Consider the following 16,521-nt stretch of genomic DNA (forward strand, 5'->3'; position numbering starts at 1 on the left):
TTCACCCCTTTGATTTCAAGAAAAAATTTCGACCGCCTTCCATATATATTCAATTTTCTGTTAAATTCCACAACCCTTGTCACGACGAAATCAATGTACGAAGGACAACGCATCCGATGCGTGCAGGATGCGGATCACCGCGCCCTCTCCCCGCCATCATCCTGCCCGAGTGAAAACGCGCGTCTCAAAGATGCAGGCGCCTGCCGGACGCCAAACAAAAAAGCACGGGACTTACATCCCGTGCTCGTGCGAAACTCTCTCGGGGCGTCGCAGGGTATGTACCGCACATTCTTCCCCGCACCCGCTTTTTCGATTTCATCCCTTCAGATTTTCCGGGTTCAGCGGTTCCAGATCCGGCACCACGAACCGGCCGTCCTTGCGGATCAATTCACCGTCGAACCAGATTTCTCCCCCGCCGTACTCCGGACGCTGAATGCACACCAGATCCCAGTGGATCGCCGACGAGTTGCCGTTGTTGCACTCCTCGTAGGCGGAGCCGGGAGTGAAGTGGAAGCTGCCGTCGATTTTCTCGTCAAACAGCGTGTCCTTCATCGGGTGGAGAATGTAGGGATTGAAGCCCAAGCTGAACTCCCCGACATAGCGGGCTCCCTCGTCGGTGTCCAGGATTTCGTTCAGCCGTTTGGTGTCGTTGGCCGTCGCATCCACGATCTTCCCATCGCGGAACTCAAAGCGGATATTTTCAAAGGTGGTTCCCTGGTAAACGCTGGCCGTGTTGAAGGTGATGACGCCGTTGACCGAATCCCGAACGGGTGCAGTAAACACTTCCCCGTCGGGGATGTTGAATTGCCCGGCGCACTTGATGGCGGGCAGTCCTTTGATGGAGAAGGTGAGGTCGGTTCCCGGACCGACGATCCGCACCTGATCCGTCCGCTCCATGCGCTCCACCAGCGGATCCATCGCCCGGTCCATTTTGGCGTAATCCAGGGTGCACACGTCGAAGAAGAAGTCCTCGAAGGCCTCCTGGCTCATCTGGGCCAGCTGGGCCATCGAAGCGTTGGGATAGCGCAGAATCACCCAGCGGGTGTGGTTGACCCGTTGTTCCTTGTGAACCGGCTTGTTGTACAGTTCCATCTTCAACCGCATTTTGTCCGACGGCACATCGGCCGCCTCGTTGATGTTGTTGCTGCCCCGGATCCCGATGTAGCAATCCATCTCCTTCATCCGCACCAGATCGAACCGGGCCATCTGCTTCATGTGCTCATCGCTGGTTCCCAAAAGCAGCGCCCGGGACAGCGTATCATCGTGCAGTTGCACGTGAGGATATCCCCCCACCGCGTAAATTTCCGACACCAACGCCCGAGCCAGTTCGTGGCCGGCATCGTACACCTCGATCAGCACTTTGTCTCCCTTCTGAACTCGGCACGAATGATGGACCAACAAATGCGCCAATTTTGCAATTCTGGGATCTCGCATGACCCAACCCCCTTGTGATGATTTCCGCAGACTATTTTATCACTGAAAAGGGATGATTTACATCCAGGCTTGTCGGATGGGAAAATATGATATGCTTACCCTGTGGGAAAATCCCCGGCAGAAAGGAGGGAAAGGCCGTGTTCGTCCTCCAAAAGGCGGAAGGGAATCGGGAAGAGCGCTACGGGCTCCTGCTGAAACAGGCGGAGAGCCTCCTGGAAGGGGAACGGGATTGGGTGGCCAACTTGGCCAACGCCGCATCCCTCCTTTACTTTTCCCTCGAACAGGTGAACTGGTGCGGCTTTTATCTGCTCAGGGGCGAAGAACTCGTCCTGGGGCCGTTCATGGGAAAACCCGCCTGTGTCCGCATTCCCGTGGGGAAGGGGGTCTGCGGGACCGCCGCCGCGAGGCGGGAGACCCAGGTAGTGCCCGACGTTTTCCAATTTCCCGGTCACATCGCCTGCGATGCCGACTCCCGCTCCGAAATCGTCGTACCGATGATGCCGGAAGGCCGCCTCGTCGGCGTGCTGGACATCGACAGCCCCGTAAAAAACCGGTTTGACGCCGTCGACCAAAAATACCTGGAACAATTCGTCGAAAGGATCGTCCGTCACGTGGACTGGAGCCCCCTGAAGTAAAAGATGCCCCTCCGCAAACCGGAGGGGCATCTGACGTCCTAAGCGGCAGCCGATGAGGCGGCCTGCCGCCGTCCGCAAAGGTCTTGCCGACGAGCCGGGCCTTCAATTGCCTCCGCCCGTCGCCTCCTCATAGATCCGATAGGCCCGACGGATTTCCTCCTTCATCCATTCCGGAAAGGGCGTGTCGGACAACCGATCCATCGACACCCAATGGTAGCTGATGTGTTCCTTGCTCAGCTTGAGGGATCCGGTCGGTTGATGGCAGGCAAATTTGATGATGATCAGATGTTTTTCCTCTTGAATCTCGTCGTAGATGTATGCCGGACCGATCACCCTGACCTCCAGTCCGGTCTCCTCCCAAACTTCACGGGCCAGCGCATCCATCAGCGGTTCGGCGGGTTCCAATCCCCCGCCGGGAAAATCCCAGCCGTGATTGTCCCGGGCGCTCCGCTCGGCGGGGGATTTCCGGAGCACCAGGACGCGATCTCCGTCGAAAATGATCGCTTTCGCAGCGATTTTATAAGGTTTTTGCATGGGTTTACAGACGACGGATCCCCCCTTTCGGGGAAGAGGCGAATCCTTCCTCCTCTCCATTATTCCTCATTTTTTCAGCCGGTAGAAGGTACCCGATGCGGAGGCGATCAATCGGCTCTCCTCGTCCGTCACTTTGGTCTCCAGCACCACAACCGTCTTCCCTTTTTTGATGATGTGGGATTTGGCCGTCAACCAACCCTCCCGGGCCGGGGACAGAAAATGGATGTTCAGGTCCAGGGTAACCGCCCCCCGTTCGATTCCCATGTCCTGAAACACCGTGGATCCCATGGCCGTGTCGATGAAGGTGGCAGTCACCCCCCCGTGGAGAATTCCGAGCCGGTTCCGCAATTCATCCGTCACCAACATGCGATGGATGTAGGCGCCGGACGGTTGGTCCAGCCCGAGGGATTGAAAATGCATCATCTCCTCAATGTAGGCCAAGGGGCTGACCCGCGTCCGTTTCAACGCCTGAACCAGCTTGTGAATGGTATAAACTTCGTTCTCGTTTAAATCCTGCAGTTCTCTCCACAACCCATCCAGTGTCATTTCTCTTCCCATCCATTTTAAACAAATTTTTTACCCTATTATCTTACCCGAAAACTTCCGGGGAAGAAAGACGCCGGGGGAGGTTCCCCGAACCGGGTTACCAACCGCCCGATACGCCGATCGTTTCCCCCGTCACCGATGCGGCCAGATCGGATGCCAGGTAAACGGCGCACGCCGCCACTTCCTCGGGCCGGATGAAACGCTTCAGCGCCTGTTTGTGTAGAAGGTGCTTGTTCAGGGCCTCTTCTTCCCCGATTCCCTCCTGATCCGCCAGATCCTTCAGCTGGTTGCGCACCAGGGGAGTATCCACCACTCCGGGCATGATCGCATTGGCCGTGATCCCGAATTCCGCCGTCTCAAGGGCGACGGTGCGCGTCAGGCCGACAACGCCGTGCTTGGCCGAAATATAGGCGGATTTGAAGGGAGAAGCCGTCCGTCCGTGGACCGACGAAATGTTGATGATCCGCCCGTACCGCTGCTGTTTCATGATGGGGAGCGCGTGCTTGATCATCAGAAACGGGCCCGTCAACATGACGCCGATCAGATGATTCCACTTCTCCAGCGGAAATTTCTCCACCGGGGCGATATACTGCAACCCGGCGTTGTTGACGAGGACATCGATGCGACCCTGTTCCGCGTGGACCCGTTCGATCAACGCCCGGACCGAATCTTCCTTCGCCACGTCGACGGCATGTCCCCAAGCGCTTCCCCCGTTGCCCCGGATCGCCTCGGCCGCCTGATCCGCTCCGTCCCCATCCAAGTCGGCGACGATCACCCGGTCCCCTTCCCGGGCAAAGGCCTCGGCGATGGCGTAACCGATGCCCCGGGCCGCGCCCGTCACGATGACGGTCCGCGATGTTTGCGGCATGACCTCTTCCCTCCTCCTGATTCTGCTTCCTTGACCTTATCTTTCCTTGATCGCCGGAAAAAATCCTCCCGCCCGGTCCCTACGGCATGCTCCCCTTCCTCCGGCGCCGACTCAACGTCTTGCCCAACTCTCGGGATACGGACTAAGATAGAGATATGTTGTCGTCGGGGAGAAATCCCGCGAATCGAATCGAGAGGTGAGATCTGTATGCCGTCCACCCGCGAAAACCATTCCAATACCGATCCGGAGAGGGAAGACATGAATCCGACCCGCCGGATCATCATTACCGCTTCCCTGATGGTGGCCATGTTTCTGGCGGCGGTGGAGGCCACCATCGTCAACGCGGCCATGCCCACCGTCGTCTCCGCCCTGGGCGGCCTTTCCTTGTACAGCTGGGTTTTTTCCGCATTCATGCTGGCCAACACGACGACGGTGCCCATCTACGGCAAGTTGGCCGACCTGTATGGGCGCAAGCGGGTATTCATCGTCGCCGTCGTCCTGTTCGTAGGAGGTTCCGCCCTGTGCGGGCTAGCCGAATCGATGGAGCAACTGGTCTTTTTCCGGATCATTCAGGGATTGGGGGCCGGCGGCGTACTTCCCGTCGCCCTGACCATCGTCGGGGATATTTATCCCTTTGAACAACGGGCCCGCATCCAGGGATGGTTTTCTTCCATGTGGGGATTGGCGGCGTTGGTCGGCCCCTTTGTCGGCGGCTGGACGATCGACCATTTCTCCTGGCGGTGGATTTTCTGGTTTAATCTTCCCTTCGGTCTGCTCGTCATCTCCATCGTTGCCGCCTTCCTTGCGAACCGGAAATCGGACAAAAGGCTCCGGATCGACATCGTGGGCGCCCTGCTGCTGATGCTGTCCGTCTTCACCTTCCTGTTCGCCACCCAGCAGATGGGCAGCCTCGGATGGAACGCGCCGGCGGCCTGGCTGCTGTTGATCCTGGCCGCCCTGCTGCTCACGGCGTTTGTCCTGTGGGAACGGAGGGAAAGCCAACCCTTTCTTCCGGTGGAGCTGTTTAAGAGCCGGATCATCTATTCCAGCAATCTGACGGCCTTCCTGACGGGAATCGGCATGTTCGGAGCCATCTCCTTCGTTCCCCTGTTCGTCCAGAGCGTCTTGGGGAAAAGCGCCACCCTGGCCGGTCTGTCCATCACCCCGCAGGTGCTGGGATGGAGCACCGCTTCCGTCGTGGCCGGACGTTGGATGCTGAAAAGCGGATATCGTCCTCCCATTCTCGCCGGGGTGATCCTGATCAGCTCGGCTGCGGCCCTGTTCACCTTTATGGATGCGGAAACTCCCTATCTGCTGGTCCTGGGTTCCATGTTCATCCTGGGACTGGGGCTGGGATTGTCGATGACCACCTATATCGTGGCGGTGCAAAACGCCGTGGATGCGGATCGGAGAGGTGCCGCCACCTCTTCGCAGATGTTCGCCCGTACCCTGGGGGGAGCCGTCGGGGTCACGATCCTGGGAGCCGTGATGATCACGCGCCTCCGGGAGCAAATCGACTCCTTCCTCTCCGCCCGGCAAGGCAATCTCGATCCGGAAACCATCCGGCAGCTTCGGGAGGCCCAGGGAATTACCCATCCCGAAGGGTTGGCATCCCTTCCCGAACAAGTGGCCGACCAGGTGAGCCAGATTTTGTCCCAAGCCCTGGACTCCACCTTCTTCACCGCCGCCGCCCTCAGCCTTCTGGCGCTGGCCTCCGCCTATTTCCTGGTCCCGGGCGGAAACGCCAAGTCCCTGGCAGCCGATAAGGGGGACTGAACCGCCACTCGCTGCGCAAAAAGGGGGATTTGGATTGGATAACCTCACCCACGGACTTCTGGGTTACGCCTTGTACGCCGCCACAGCCCCATCGGACCTCAGCCGGAAGGAGCGGGCCGGGTACGCCGCCGCCGCCGTCATCGGGGCGGAAATCCCCGACATCGAGTCCTTCACCACCTTTCTCGGGGATGAGGCCTATCTCACCTGGCACCGCGGCTTCACCCACTCCTTCCTGTTCTCGCCGGTCATGGCCCTTTTGGCCTTGGGAATCGTCGCTCTTTTCAACCGTTCTTTCCGCTGGAAAAAAGCATACCTGCTGGCGCTGGGCGGCGTGATCATCCATATATTGTCCGACCTTTCCAACAGTTGGGGAACGGGCATCTGGGAGCCCCTCGATCAGGGAAGGTATTCTCTCGGCATCCTGCCGATCGTCGACGTCGTGATCCTCCTGATCCTGCTCTCCGCCTGGCTGGTCCGTCGCTTTGCAGCTCGTGCCGAGGCTTTCCGGTGGGCCTGGGTGGCCATCGGTTGTTACACGGCATTGCAGGGAATCCTGGCTGCGGTAGCGGTGGATCGAATCCCCGACGGCTACGACCGGGTTGCAACCTCCGCCCAATTCATCCCCACCCAGTTTCAAATCATCGTGAAGCGGGATGACCGCTTCGAATACTGGCGGACCACGGCCTTCGCCCCGCCGGTCAAGGAAAAAACGATCGTCGATGACCGGCGTCATCCCGCCGTCCCACGAGCCCTCGAGGATCCGGACGCGAAGGCCATCGCCCGCTTCGCCCCCTTCTACGGAGCCGCGGTCAACGAGGAAAACGACGCCTACCGGGTGACCATCTACGATCCTCGCTTCCGCCTCATCCGCCCATCTCTACTCAGTCAAACGGTGGAGGTACCAAAGGAATAAAAAGCGGGCCGCCCGGGGCGGCCCGCTCAAACGGCCAAATGCTCGGTGATGTTCACCTTTTCCACACGCCAATGATTCAGTTGGTGATCATATACCAGGTGAGTCAGGCTGGTGTTTTCAATGCGGGTCATACCGGGTCCGTATCGGCCCCGGCTCACTCTGGCCAACACGGCGTTGATGCTTCCCCCATGGCTGACCGCCAAAATGCGCCCGCCCCGGTGGAGGCGCACCAAATGGTCCAACTGGTTCATCATGCGCTCCTGCAACGCGGAAAGGGACTCCGTTCCGTGCTTTCCCTCGGCGATCCTCTGTGGCCAGTCGGGAAAACGGGCGGCAACCTCTTCCCGGGTCAGTCCTTCCCACTCCCCCATGAAGCGCTCCCTCAATCCCTTTAATGTCACGACGGGAAGGGACTGCTCGCGGGCGATGATTTCCGCCGTCTGAACGGCCCGCCGCAAATCGCTGGAATAGACGGCATCGAAAGCTTCGGACCTGAGGCTTTGGGCCAGCCGCTCCGCCTGGGAGAGACCCTCGGGACTCAGCGGAATGTCCTGATGTCCCTGGAACCGACGTTCCCGGTTCCAGGCCGTTTCCCCGTGCCGAACCAGAAAGACGTGAGTCTCCACCCTGCTCCTCCCCCCTCTTTCTCGATCCCCGCCCATCCTGCAAGGGAAAAAGGGCTGTGATCCCATTTTACCACACGCCGCCCATGTCCTTTTGTCCCTTTTTTCGCCGTTTCAAATCAACGCAGAGGGATGAAACAACTGTTTCAAAAAGGCACAGCTCAGCGTTTCTTTTCCAAAGATTCGGTATTGGCACGAATTTTGCAATTGGATACTCAAGGAAGTTTCACAAAGGGGGAATGGCAGGATGACCGTGCCGCTTCAGAAACTGAAGTGGATGTATGAACAGATGGTCAAAATCCGCTACTACGAAGAGACCATGGCCAGGGTGTACGAAGAGGGGAAAAAACCGGTATTCAACATTGGTGCGGGAACCGTTCCCGGGGAAATGCATCTGGCAGCCGGACAAGAACCGGCAGCCGTGGGCATTTGTGCTCACCTTCGGGATCAGGACACCGTCACCGCCCCCCATCGTCCCCACCACCACGCCATCGCCAAAGGAGTCGATCTGAAGCGCATGACCGCCGAAATCTTTGGGAAAAAAACGGGGCTGGGAAAAGGAAAGGGAGGACACATGCACCTGTTTGATCCGCGCGTCAAATTTTCCTGCGGAGGAATTATCGCCGCCGGAATTCCCCACGCCGCCGGCGCCGCCCTGGCAGCCAAAATGAAGGGCGAGGACTCGGTTGCCGTCGCCTTTGTCGGCGAGGGAGCGGCCAATGCAGGTGCATTCCACGAAACCCTCAATTTAGCCGCTCTGTGGAAGCTGCCGCTCATCGTGGTTATCGAAGACAATGCCTACGGAATATCCGTGCCAAAGGTCGAATCCACGGCAGTGAAAACCAATGACCGGCGGGCATCCGCATATGGAATCCCGGGTTATTACATCAAGGACAACGATCCGATCGAGATGTACCGCGTATCTGAGGAAACCGTAAGCCGAGCACGACGCGGGGAAGGACCATCCATCATCGAGATTGAGACTTATCGCTACCTGGGCCACTTCCAAGGGGATCCCGAGATTTACCGCGATCCGGAAGAAGTACCGTCTCTTCGAAAGAAAGATCCCATCGATCGACTCAGGACGCTGCTGATAAAGGAACACACCGTTTCCTCCGAAGAGCTGGAGCAATTGGAAAGCCGAGCCCGCGGAGAAGTGGATGAGGCATACGAGTTTGCCCGAAGCAGCCCGTACCCTGATCCGACTGAAGCCCTGGAAGATGTGTTTCACGAAGTGAAGGCCAGGGTCTGATTCTTTTTGAGAAAGGAGCGTTGGGACATGGAAACCACAGCCAAGCGGATGCTGACGGGTAACAAGGCGATGGCGGAAGCGATCGCCCAAGAAATGGAACGGGACCCTCGCGTATTTGTCATGGGGGAAGATGTGGGAAAATACGGGGGAATTTTCGGATCCACCGAAGGACTGTTGAAAAAGTTCGGACCCAGCCGGGTATTGGATACCCCCATTTCCGAAACGGCTTTTATCGGAGCGGCGATCGGAGCAGCCGCCGAGGGAATGCGACCCGTGGTGGAGTTGATGTTCGTCGACTTTTTCGGGGTTTGCATGGACCAGATCTATAACCACATGGCCAAGATCCATTACATGTCCGGAGGCAACGTCGATCTACCAATCGTGCTGATGACAGCCGTAGGAGGCGGATACAGCGACGCGGCCCAGCACTCCCAGACCCTTTACGCCACCTTTGCGCACCTTCCGGGAATGAAAGTGGTCGCTCCATCCACGCCCTACGACCTGAAGGGGATGATGATCTCGGCCATCCGCGACGACAACCCCGTCGTGTTCATGTTCCACAAATCGCTGCAGGGATTAGGTTGGATGGATCAAATCGACGCCTCCATCGGACCCGTCCCCGAAGAATCCTACACCGTTCCCCTCGGCAAGGCCAAAGTCATGCGAGAAGGCAGGGATGTGACCATCGTTGCCCTCCAAATGATGACCCATTACGCACTGGAGGCGGCGAAACGATTGGAGCAAGAAGGGATCGATGCGGAAGTGATCGATCTTCGATCCCTGGTCCCTCTGGATAAGGAAACCATCCTTCAGTCAGTCAAAAAGACCCATCGCCTGGTGGTGGTTGACGAAGATTATCGCTCCTACGGCATGACGGCCGAAGTGGCAGCTTTGGCGGCCGAAGAAGCAATGTATGAACTGGAAGCGCCGATCCGACGGCTGGCCGTTCCCGACGTACCCATCCCCTATAGCCGACCTCTTGAACAATTTATCATCCCGGGTCCCCAGGCCATATATGACACAGTGGTTCAACTGATGCAGGAATAATTGTCGGGGAGGAATGATGTTGACAAAGGAAGTGGAAATCCGGTTGCCGCAGACCTCCGAAGAAGTGAGGGAAAGCCTGATTGTTTTCTGGCACCGGTCAGAAGGGGATTGGGTCAAACAGGGGGAAGTCCTGGTTGAAGTACAAACAGAAAAAGCCGTATTTGAAATTGAAGCCCCTGTGACCGGCCGGCTGATCAACATTTTGGTCAAACGAGGGGAAGTGGCCGCGGTCGACGATATTTTGGCCGTCATTGAGCCCGCGGCGGAGGAACCGGCCGTTTCTGTCCGGGAAAAGACAGGCGACACGGAAAAAGCGAAAAAATCCGAAGAGAGGGATCATCACTTCGTCCGCGCATCCCCGCGGGTGCGCCGGCTGGCAAAGGAGCTCAAGGTGGATCTCACCACACTCGTCGGGACCGGTCCCGAGGGTCGCATTACGGAAAAGGACGTCCGCAGGGCGGCCAATTCCCTCCCTTCATCGGCGGAAGAAAGCATCACGCCCCTCACTCCCGTTCGCAGGACCATCGCCAGGCGAATGATGGAGAGCCTCGGCCGATCCGCTCAGCTGACGATCACCGCCTGGGCCGACGTAACCCGATTGTCGGTTCGAGGGCGGGAATTGGCCCCCGAGATCGGTTTCACCGCCTGGATCTTGCGGGCAACGGTACTGTCCGTCGAAAAACATCCCTATATGAACGCGGTTTGGGAGGAAAACGGCATTCGCACCTTCTCGTCCGTTCACCTGGGTATCGCCGTCGATACCGAGGAAGGTTTGTTGGTTCCCGTCATCCCCCGGGCAGAGCGCATGTCCCTTCGCCAGTTGGATGAGGCGGTGCGGCGAATCGCGGAAGAGGCCCGCAGCCAAAAACTGGCCGCGAAAGACCTGAAGGGCAGCACCTTCACAGTGTCCAACCTGGGCCCATACGGTGTCCAATTCTTCACTCCGATCCTCAATCCCCCCGAGGCGGCTCTGCTCGGAGTGGGACAAATCGATTCCCGGCTCGTCCTGGAGGGGGAGCGTCCGGTGGAACAAAAGAGGCTTCCCCTCAGCCTGACCTTCGATCACCGGATCATCGACGGAGCCCCGGCGGCACGATTCCTCCAGACGCTCGTCGGCCTCCTCGCCGATCCGGACCGCTTGTTGTAACACGAAAGAAATGGAAGGTTCCATTCTGGGACCTTCTTTTTTGTCGCCTCAACCCTTCATATCCTCGTGAATCTTGTACAGTTTCCGCTTCAAATCCTCCCGGTCCATTCCCCACGGATTTTCGCGAATCCGGCCCTCCAACCGGGACAGGTCGTCAAACAGCTTGCTGTCAGTCGTCACATGGACAGCGCGTTCCGGAAACTGATCCTTCAGCCGTCCGTGCACATCCTTGCGGATGCTCCGCAAAAAGAAACGATTGAAGTTGGTCACCTTCAAACCCACATAAAGCTCATCCTTCAGCGTCACCGCCGCCACCTCGTCCACCCGGCGGTTTTCCTTCGCGATTTTCTTCGTCTCCTCCAAGGCCATTCGGTCGATGACCGGCAACTCCGTCGGTCCCTTGGCCTTTTCCTGGGGTTTTTCCGCCGCCTGGCAACCCGTCAGGAGGATGGCCAGAATGAGACAGGTCGACAAAAACCCTTTCAACCATCGTCCCTCCTTTCTGCTCTGCAAGATATTATGGACACTTCCTCTGCATAAAAACCCACCGCATTCCTCATCATGTAAACGTGGGAGGAAACGGTCGGGGAGCACCGGCTGTGAATTCAAGAACCCGATACCTTCGGAGAAGCGGTGCACATCGCTCCGGGTGAAAAGGCGGGACGTCTCAAATGCGAAGAGCGAAATCCTCGGGATCCGGGGTTGATCCTTTAGCTGGCGGTGCCCGCATCAACATGCTTCCCCATGACTCGGCGTCGGATGATCACGCATCGGGGCGACGATCTCATCGGAGATTCCGGGGAACGCCCCCTTTTCCATCGCGTCCGCAACCCGTCGGCGATCGCCGAAATCCCTTCTGGAATGAAGCTGAGGTGAGCACACATGTCCAACCAAAAAAACAGCCCCATCCAACAGCAATACCAGGACTTCGCCAAAAAAAGAGAGCCGAGCCGTCCCGTGCTAAAAAACTGCATCCTGGCCTTTTTGTCGGGGGGAACGATCTGTCTGCTCGGACAGCTGATCTCCACCTTCTACATGCGCTTTTTTGATTTCACCGAAAAAACCGCAGGGGATCCCACCGTCGCCACTCTCATCTTCATCTCCTCCCTGCTGACCGGACTCGGCGTCTACGACCACATCGCCCAATGGGCCGGCGCGGGGACGATCATCCCGGTGACCGGCTTTGCCAACGCCCTCACTTCGTCGGCCATTGAACACCGGTCCGAAGGCTTTGTCCTCGGGGTGGGGGGCAACATGTTCAAACTGGCCGGATCGGTCATCGTCTTCGGGGTCTTTTCCGCCTTCATCATCGCGACCGTCAAGGTGATCCTCCGCGGATTGGGGGGGATGTGAGTGCTCCAGGGGCAAACGTGGATTTTCGACAAACAACCGACGATCACCGCTTCGGCCGCCGTGGGCGGCCCCTTTGAAGCACAGGGCCCCCTTTCCGAGGATTTCGATCTCCTTTTCGATGACCTGTGGCTCGGTCAGGACAGCTACGAAAAAGCGGAGAAAAAACTGATGGAACAGGCCTGCGACCTAGCCATCCAAAAGGCGGGGATGCAAAAGGAGGACATTCAATTTTACCTTGCCGGCGACCTCCTGAACCAGATCATCACCAGCAGTTTCTCCGCCCGAACCCTGTCCGTGCCCTACTTCGGTTTGTTCGGGGCCTGCTCCACGTCGATGGAGGGGCTCGCCTTGGCCTCGCTGATGGTATCCTCCGGGTATGCCGACCGGGTACTGACGGCCACGGCCAGCCATAACGGCGCCGCCGAAAAGCAATTCCGCTACCCGACGGAATATGGGTCCCAGAAGCCGCCCACGGCCCAGTGGACCGTAACCGGAGCCGGCGCCGCCGTGGTCGCCTCCGTGGGAAACGGTCCCCGGGTGACGGCGGCAACCATCGGAAGGGTCGTCGACATGGGCATCTCCGATCCCTTCAACATGGGGGCGGCGATGGCCCCCGCAGCGGTGGACACGATTGCGGCTCACTTCCGGGATCTGCAAACCTCCCCGACGGAGTACGACCTGATTCTGACCGGGGACCTGGGGCGGGTCGGCCTTCCCATCGCAGCCGAGCTGCTGTCCAAACAAGGTCTGGAGCTTCCCCCGGACCGCTTCGGCGACTGCGGGCTGATGATCTACCGGGAGGACCAACCCGTTCAGGCCGGAGCCAGCGGCTGCGCCAGTTCCGCCTGCGTCACCTACGGCCATGTGCTCAACCGGATGCGCCGGGGAGAACTGAAGAAGGTGTTGATCGTGGCCACGGGGGCCCTCCTCTCCCCCCTGAGCTACCAGCAGAAGGAAAGCATTCCGTGCATCGCCCACGCGGTGGCGATTCAATCCAACTAGGAGGGAAAAATGGCATGATCTTTTTCTGGGCGTTTGTCGTCGGGGGATTGATCTGCGTGATCGGACAGCTGCTGATCGATGTGTTCAAACTGACACCCGCCCACACCACCAGCACTCTGGTTGTCGTGGGGGCCCTTATGGACGGCTTTAATCTGTATGAGCCGCTGATCGATTTTGCGGGAGCCGGAGCCACCGTTCCCATCACCAGTTTCGGCAACGCCCTCGTCCACGGTGCGATGGCCGAAGCGGAGAGGCACGGGCTGATCGGTGTGATCACCGGAATTTTCGAAGTGACCAGCGCCGGTATCTCCTCGGCCATCATCTTCGGTTTTCTGGCGGCGTTGATCTTCCGGCCGAAAGGATGATCTCCAAACACGGTCTGAATCCAACGCTTTCCCGCTCCCTCAAAACGGCTCTTGCTTCCTCTACCGTGCTCTACCGGCGATGGACCCCCCATCCCGACAACTTGCCGGCCGCCACCGGACGGCGGCCGCCCGGCCGCATCCCGCCTATCAAGCCCTTTCACCCTTCGATTCTTGATGTGGACAAACATCCATTCCCTGACAACCTTCGCCAAGAGGCGGTGCATCGGATTTCAATTGGCCGTCGTCCATGAAAACGCTTCCTTATCGATATCCGGACGGCGGTAGTCCAAGCCTTTTAACCCGCTGCCTTCGGCACATCGAAAAAACAGGAAGCCGCAAATTTTTTATCTATTTAAAAAACCCGTTCATGAAAGCGGAATCATTATTCATTTGCGTGCATTTTTCTCCACTCATCCTCCCTCCCCCGAACGGAGGATCGGGGTGGAGAGGCCGATTCATCAACGATATAATATCCCTGTAATCCTCGTGTTCTGGATACAGACCACCCTCCCGACAAACCTTCCCGATACGCCCGTTTGTCCCGTAGGTGGAAAAATATTCATTTTCATTGGTGAATAACTCTCTAAAAATCAATCCCGATCCGAGCTTGCCGAATGAGACCGAGAAATCCCTGTTGCAGATTACGAGTTAATTTTTGAACTAGGCGAAGTTTTATCAAAATCACAATGAGAATGAATGGAGGTCGATCTATGCATAATCCCTTTGAAATGGCTCAACATCAGATCGCTCACGCCGCCAACCTGCTCGGGCTGGACCGCAACGTCACGGAGATTCTGCTGCATCCGACGCGCGTCCTCTGCGTCTCCTTCCCCGTGACCATGGATGACGGCAGCACCCGGATTTTTCACGGATACCGCTCGCAGCACAACGACGCCATCGGACCGACCAAGGGAGGCATCCGTTTTCACCCCGATGTGACCATGGACGAAGTCAAGGCCCTTTCGATGTGGATGACCTTTAAATGCGGCGTTGTCGGTCTCCCCTACGGAGGGGCCAAGGGGGGCGTCGTCTGCAATCCGAAACAGTTGTCCAAGGGAGAACTGGAACGGGTGAGCCGGGGCTTCATCCAGGCCATCGCCTCGATCATCGGGCCGGAAAAGGACATCCCGGCGCCGGACGTGTACACCAACGCCGAAATCATGGGTTGGATGATGGATGAGTTCAGCCGCATGCGCCAAACCTTCACCCCCGGCGTCATCACCGGCAAGGACCCGATTATCGGCGGTTCCCTGGGACGGGACAAAGCCACCGCCCTCGGATGCGTCTTCACCATCCGGGAAGCGGCGGAAAAGCGGGGAATCCCCCTGAAAGAAGCCACTGTCGCCGTTCAAGGCTTTGGCAACGCGGGCCGCTACAGCGCTCTTCTCCTTCAGGAATTGGGCTGCCGCATCGTGGCCATCAGCGACTCGCAGGGCGGCATCTTCAACCCCAACGGCATCGATCCGAAGGAGGCCGTCAACATCAAGGAGAAGACCGGTTCGGTCATCCATTTCACCGATTACTTCGGCGACAAAACCCGGCAAATCACCAACCGGGAGCTCCTGGAACTGGAAGTGGACATCCTGGTCCCCGCCGCCCTGGAGGATCAGATCCACGAAGAGAACGCCGACCGCATCCGCGCCAAAATCGTTGCGGAGGCGGCCAACGGCCCCACCACGCCGGAAGCGGACCGGATCCTCTACGACAAGGGAATTCACGTGATTCCGGATATCCTGGCCAATGCCGGCGGAGTCACCGTCTCCTATTTTGAATGGGTTCAAAACCTCATGAATTATCATTGGCCGGAAGAAGAAGTGAACAGCAAACTGGAACAAAAAATGGTGGATGCTTACCACAACGTTTACCGGATGCATCAGGAGAAAAAGGTGGATATGCGGACAGCCGCCTATATGGTGTCCATTTCCCGGGTCGTCAAGGCGATGGTTGCCCGGGGCTGGATCAAGGAACACCAGGCCGTTCTCCAGCGGTGACTCCGGCAATCGGGCGCTTGCCCCCGAAGGCAGGCGCCTTTTTTCTTTCGAGGCGCGTATATCTTGCGAGAAGCCGGATCCCTTTAGCGCTTCAAATCCATTCCTCCCCTTGCGAACCCCTCCCGATTCTTCCTTCTGTTTCCGCCGCGGGATGCCGATGATTGCCCCGGGGATTGCGCATACTGAAGGAGCGAAGCTTGCCTGCTGCAGGGGGGAAACGGCCGTGCTCACCATCCCCGTCGACGATTTCATCCATCTCCGCCTGTTGGAAATGAGCCATGCGCCGGCGCTGTTTCGGCTGGTGGCGTCCAATCGCGATCATTTGCGCCCGTGGCTTCCCTGGGTGGATCGGATGCGGGTGGAAAACGATGCGGAAAACTACATCCTCCGTTCACTGGGCCGCTACTCCACTGGCACGGAGGCCCATTTCGGCATATGGTTCCACGGGATGCTGGCCGGATCCATCACCGTGGAGCGAATCGACGCCTGGAACCGGGTGGCGGAAATCGGTTACTGGTTGGGAAGAGAATTCGTGGGTCGGGGAATCATGCGTCGTTCGACCGCTGCCCTGATCGATTACCTGATCGACCGGCGGGCGATCAACCGGATCGAAATCCGCTGCACCACCGCCAATGTATCCAGCCAGTCGATACCGCTCCGCCTCGGGTTCCGGATGGAGGGAACGCTTCATCAGGCGGCGTATCTCATGGGTCGGTTTCACGATCACCTGCTCTTCGCCATCACCGCCGACGAATGGAAAAGGCGGAAACAAGGCGGAGGAGCGGCGATGAGGGAACCGGCGGCTCCGGCTCCGCATGCGCCCACATGAGAAAGGATGCTTTCGACCGACTGCTCGTAGAACATCCGGAAATAAAAAGGGCACACGGCTGTGGACTGAAACGCTGACAAACCTCGAAGCCGGGGCGGGTGCGAGGAGCCGCCTTATCCACGGCGCTCGACAAAAATCGCTCCTTCTGCCACTTGATTAATAAAAAGGCCACCATCTCTGGTGGCCTTGAAAGCTTTTTCCGTTTC

The 16,521-nt window shown here is 58.2% G+C and carries 18 protein-coding genes; 12 read left to right on the top strand and 6 right to left on the bottom strand.

All coding sequences use genetic code 11. From position 1 onward, the window contains the following. Positions 1 to 315 precede the first annotated feature (315 nt). Positions 316 to 1,434: an aminopeptidase gene (locus CLV97_RS00710; protein ID WP_106343599.1), complete on the bottom strand. Its 1,119-nt coding sequence runs from the start codon at positions 1,432 to 1,434 to the stop codon at positions 316 to 318. Between the two features lie 137 nt (positions 1,435 to 1,571). On the opposite strand from CLV97_RS00710, the gene CLV97_RS00715 reads away from it, so the two are divergent. Next, positions 1,572 to 2,069, top strand: a complete 498-nt coding sequence (locus CLV97_RS00715) for a GAF domain-containing protein (protein ID WP_245891301.1) — start codon at positions 1,572 to 1,574, stop codon at positions 2,067 to 2,069. A gap of 102 nt (positions 2,070 to 2,171) precedes the next feature. Here the strand turns inward: CLV97_RS00715 and CLV97_RS00720 are convergent, their stop codons facing one another. The 3 genes from CLV97_RS00720 to CLV97_RS00730 all read right to left on the bottom strand — a co-directional run bounded on the left by CLV97_RS00720 (position 2,172) and on the right by CLV97_RS00730 (position 4,017). Further along, positions 2,172 to 2,663 (bottom strand): NUDIX hydrolase, encoded by a 492-nt coding sequence (locus CLV97_RS00720; RefSeq protein ID WP_106343601.1) that lies wholly within the window; start codon positions 2,661 to 2,663, stop codon positions 2,172 to 2,174. A 6-nt stretch (positions 2,664 to 2,669) separates the two neighbouring features. After that, positions 2,670 to 3,149, bottom strand: coding sequence for a PaaI family thioesterase (locus tag CLV97_RS00725; RefSeq protein ID WP_170070309.1), 480 nt, complete (start codon positions 3,147 to 3,149; stop codon positions 2,670 to 2,672). Between the two features lie 97 nt (positions 3,150 to 3,246). Beyond that, complete coding sequence (locus tag CLV97_RS00730) at positions 3,247 to 4,017, bottom strand: 3-hydroxybutyrate dehydrogenase (protein WP_106343603.1); 771 nt, start codon at positions 4,015 to 4,017, stop codon at positions 3,247 to 3,249. A 207-nt stretch (positions 4,018 to 4,224) separates the two neighbouring features. Between CLV97_RS00730 and CLV97_RS00735 the strand changes: the two genes are divergently transcribed. After that, the gene (locus CLV97_RS00735) at positions 4,225 to 5,793 is read left to right on the top strand and encodes an MDR family MFS transporter (protein ID WP_106343604.1); all 1,569 of its coding nucleotides are present in this window, start codon (positions 4,225 to 4,227) and stop codon (positions 5,791 to 5,793) included. A 34-nt stretch (positions 5,794 to 5,827) separates the two neighbouring features. Beyond that, complete coding sequence (locus tag CLV97_RS00740; protein WP_170070310.1) at positions 5,828 to 6,706, top strand: metal-dependent hydrolase; 879 nt, start codon at positions 5,828 to 5,830, stop codon at positions 6,704 to 6,706. Between the two features lie 26 nt (positions 6,707 to 6,732). Here CLV97_RS00740 and CLV97_RS00745 read toward each other — a convergent pair whose 3' ends face one another. Continuing rightward, positions 6,733 to 7,332 carry a histidine phosphatase family protein gene (locus CLV97_RS00745; RefSeq protein ID WP_170070311.1) on the bottom strand — a complete coding sequence of 200 codons (600 nt, stop codon included), beginning with the start codon at positions 7,330 to 7,332 and terminating at the stop codon, positions 6,733 to 6,735. Between the two features lie 129 nt (positions 7,333 to 7,461). Here CLV97_RS00745 and CLV97_RS18015 point away from each other — a divergent pair, with 129 nt between their 5' ends. The 4 genes from CLV97_RS18015 to CLV97_RS00760 are packed head-to-tail and all read left to right on the top strand — an operon-like array spanning position 7,462 to position 10,775. After that, positions 7,462 to 7,614: a hypothetical protein gene (locus CLV97_RS18015; RefSeq protein WP_170070312.1), complete on the top strand. Its 153-nt coding sequence runs from the start codon at positions 7,462 to 7,464 to the stop codon at positions 7,612 to 7,614. After that, on the top strand, positions 7,577 to 8,581 hold the full coding sequence (locus CLV97_RS00750) for a thiamine pyrophosphate-dependent dehydrogenase E1 component subunit alpha (protein ID WP_106343607.1): 1,005 nt from the start codon (positions 7,577 to 7,579) through the stop codon (positions 8,579 to 8,581). Before CLV97_RS18015 ends, CLV97_RS00750 begins: the two co-directional genes overlap by 38 nt. 27 nt (positions 8,582 to 8,608) lie before the next feature. Further along, positions 8,609 to 9,628 carry an alpha-ketoacid dehydrogenase subunit beta gene (locus CLV97_RS00755; RefSeq protein ID WP_106343608.1) on the top strand — a complete coding sequence of 340 codons (1,020 nt, stop codon included), beginning with the start codon at positions 8,609 to 8,611 and terminating at the stop codon, positions 9,626 to 9,628. A gap of 19 nt (positions 9,629 to 9,647) precedes the next feature. Next, complete coding sequence (locus CLV97_RS00760; protein ID WP_170070313.1) at positions 9,648 to 10,775, top strand: dihydrolipoamide acetyltransferase family protein; 1,128 nt, start codon at positions 9,648 to 9,650, stop codon at positions 10,773 to 10,775. A gap of 48 nt (positions 10,776 to 10,823) precedes the next feature. On the opposite strand, the gene CLV97_RS00765 is transcribed toward CLV97_RS00760, so the two are convergent. Next, positions 10,824 to 11,261, bottom strand: coding sequence for a YhcN/YlaJ family sporulation lipoprotein (locus CLV97_RS00765; RefSeq protein WP_106343610.1), 438 nt, complete (start codon positions 11,259 to 11,261; stop codon positions 10,824 to 10,826). Positions 11,262 to 11,657: 396 nt separating this feature from the next. Here CLV97_RS00765 and spoVAC point away from each other — a divergent pair, with 396 nt between their 5' ends. The 5 genes from spoVAC to CLV97_RS00790 all read left to right on the top strand — a co-directional run bounded on the left by spoVAC (position 11,658) and on the right by CLV97_RS00790 (position 16,315). Beyond that, the gene (gene spoVAC / locus CLV97_RS00770) at positions 11,658 to 12,128 is read left to right on the top strand and encodes a stage V sporulation protein AC (protein WP_106343611.1); all 471 of its coding nucleotides are present in this window, start codon (positions 11,658 to 11,660) and stop codon (positions 12,126 to 12,128) included. Further along, positions 12,129 to 13,130: a stage V sporulation protein AD gene (gene spoVAD / locus CLV97_RS00775; RefSeq protein ID WP_106343612.1), complete on the top strand. Its 1,002-nt coding sequence runs from the start codon at positions 12,129 to 12,131 to the stop codon at positions 13,128 to 13,130. 14 nt (positions 13,131 to 13,144) lie between these two features. Continuing rightward, a complete protein-coding gene (gene spoVAE / locus CLV97_RS00780) occupies positions 13,145 to 13,495 on the top strand; it encodes a stage V sporulation protein AE (RefSeq protein WP_106343613.1) in 351 nt (116 codons plus the stop codon). 710 nt (positions 13,496 to 14,205) lie between these two features. Next, positions 14,206 to 15,486: a Glu/Leu/Phe/Val family dehydrogenase gene (locus CLV97_RS00785; RefSeq protein WP_281257561.1), complete on the top strand. Its 1,281-nt coding sequence runs from the start codon at positions 14,206 to 14,208 to the stop codon at positions 15,484 to 15,486. A 223-nt stretch (positions 15,487 to 15,709) separates the two neighbouring features. Beyond that, positions 15,710 to 16,315 carry a GNAT family N-acetyltransferase gene (locus CLV97_RS00790; RefSeq protein ID WP_170070314.1) on the top strand — a complete coding sequence of 202 codons (606 nt, stop codon included), beginning with the start codon at positions 15,710 to 15,712 and terminating at the stop codon, positions 16,313 to 16,315. Positions 16,316 to 16,521 lie beyond the last annotated feature (206 nt).

The organism is Planifilum fimeticola (assembly GCF_003001905.1).
In the GTDB taxonomy this organism is placed as follows: domain Bacteria; phylum Bacillota; class Bacilli; order Thermoactinomycetales; family DSM-44946; genus Planifilum; species Planifilum fimeticola.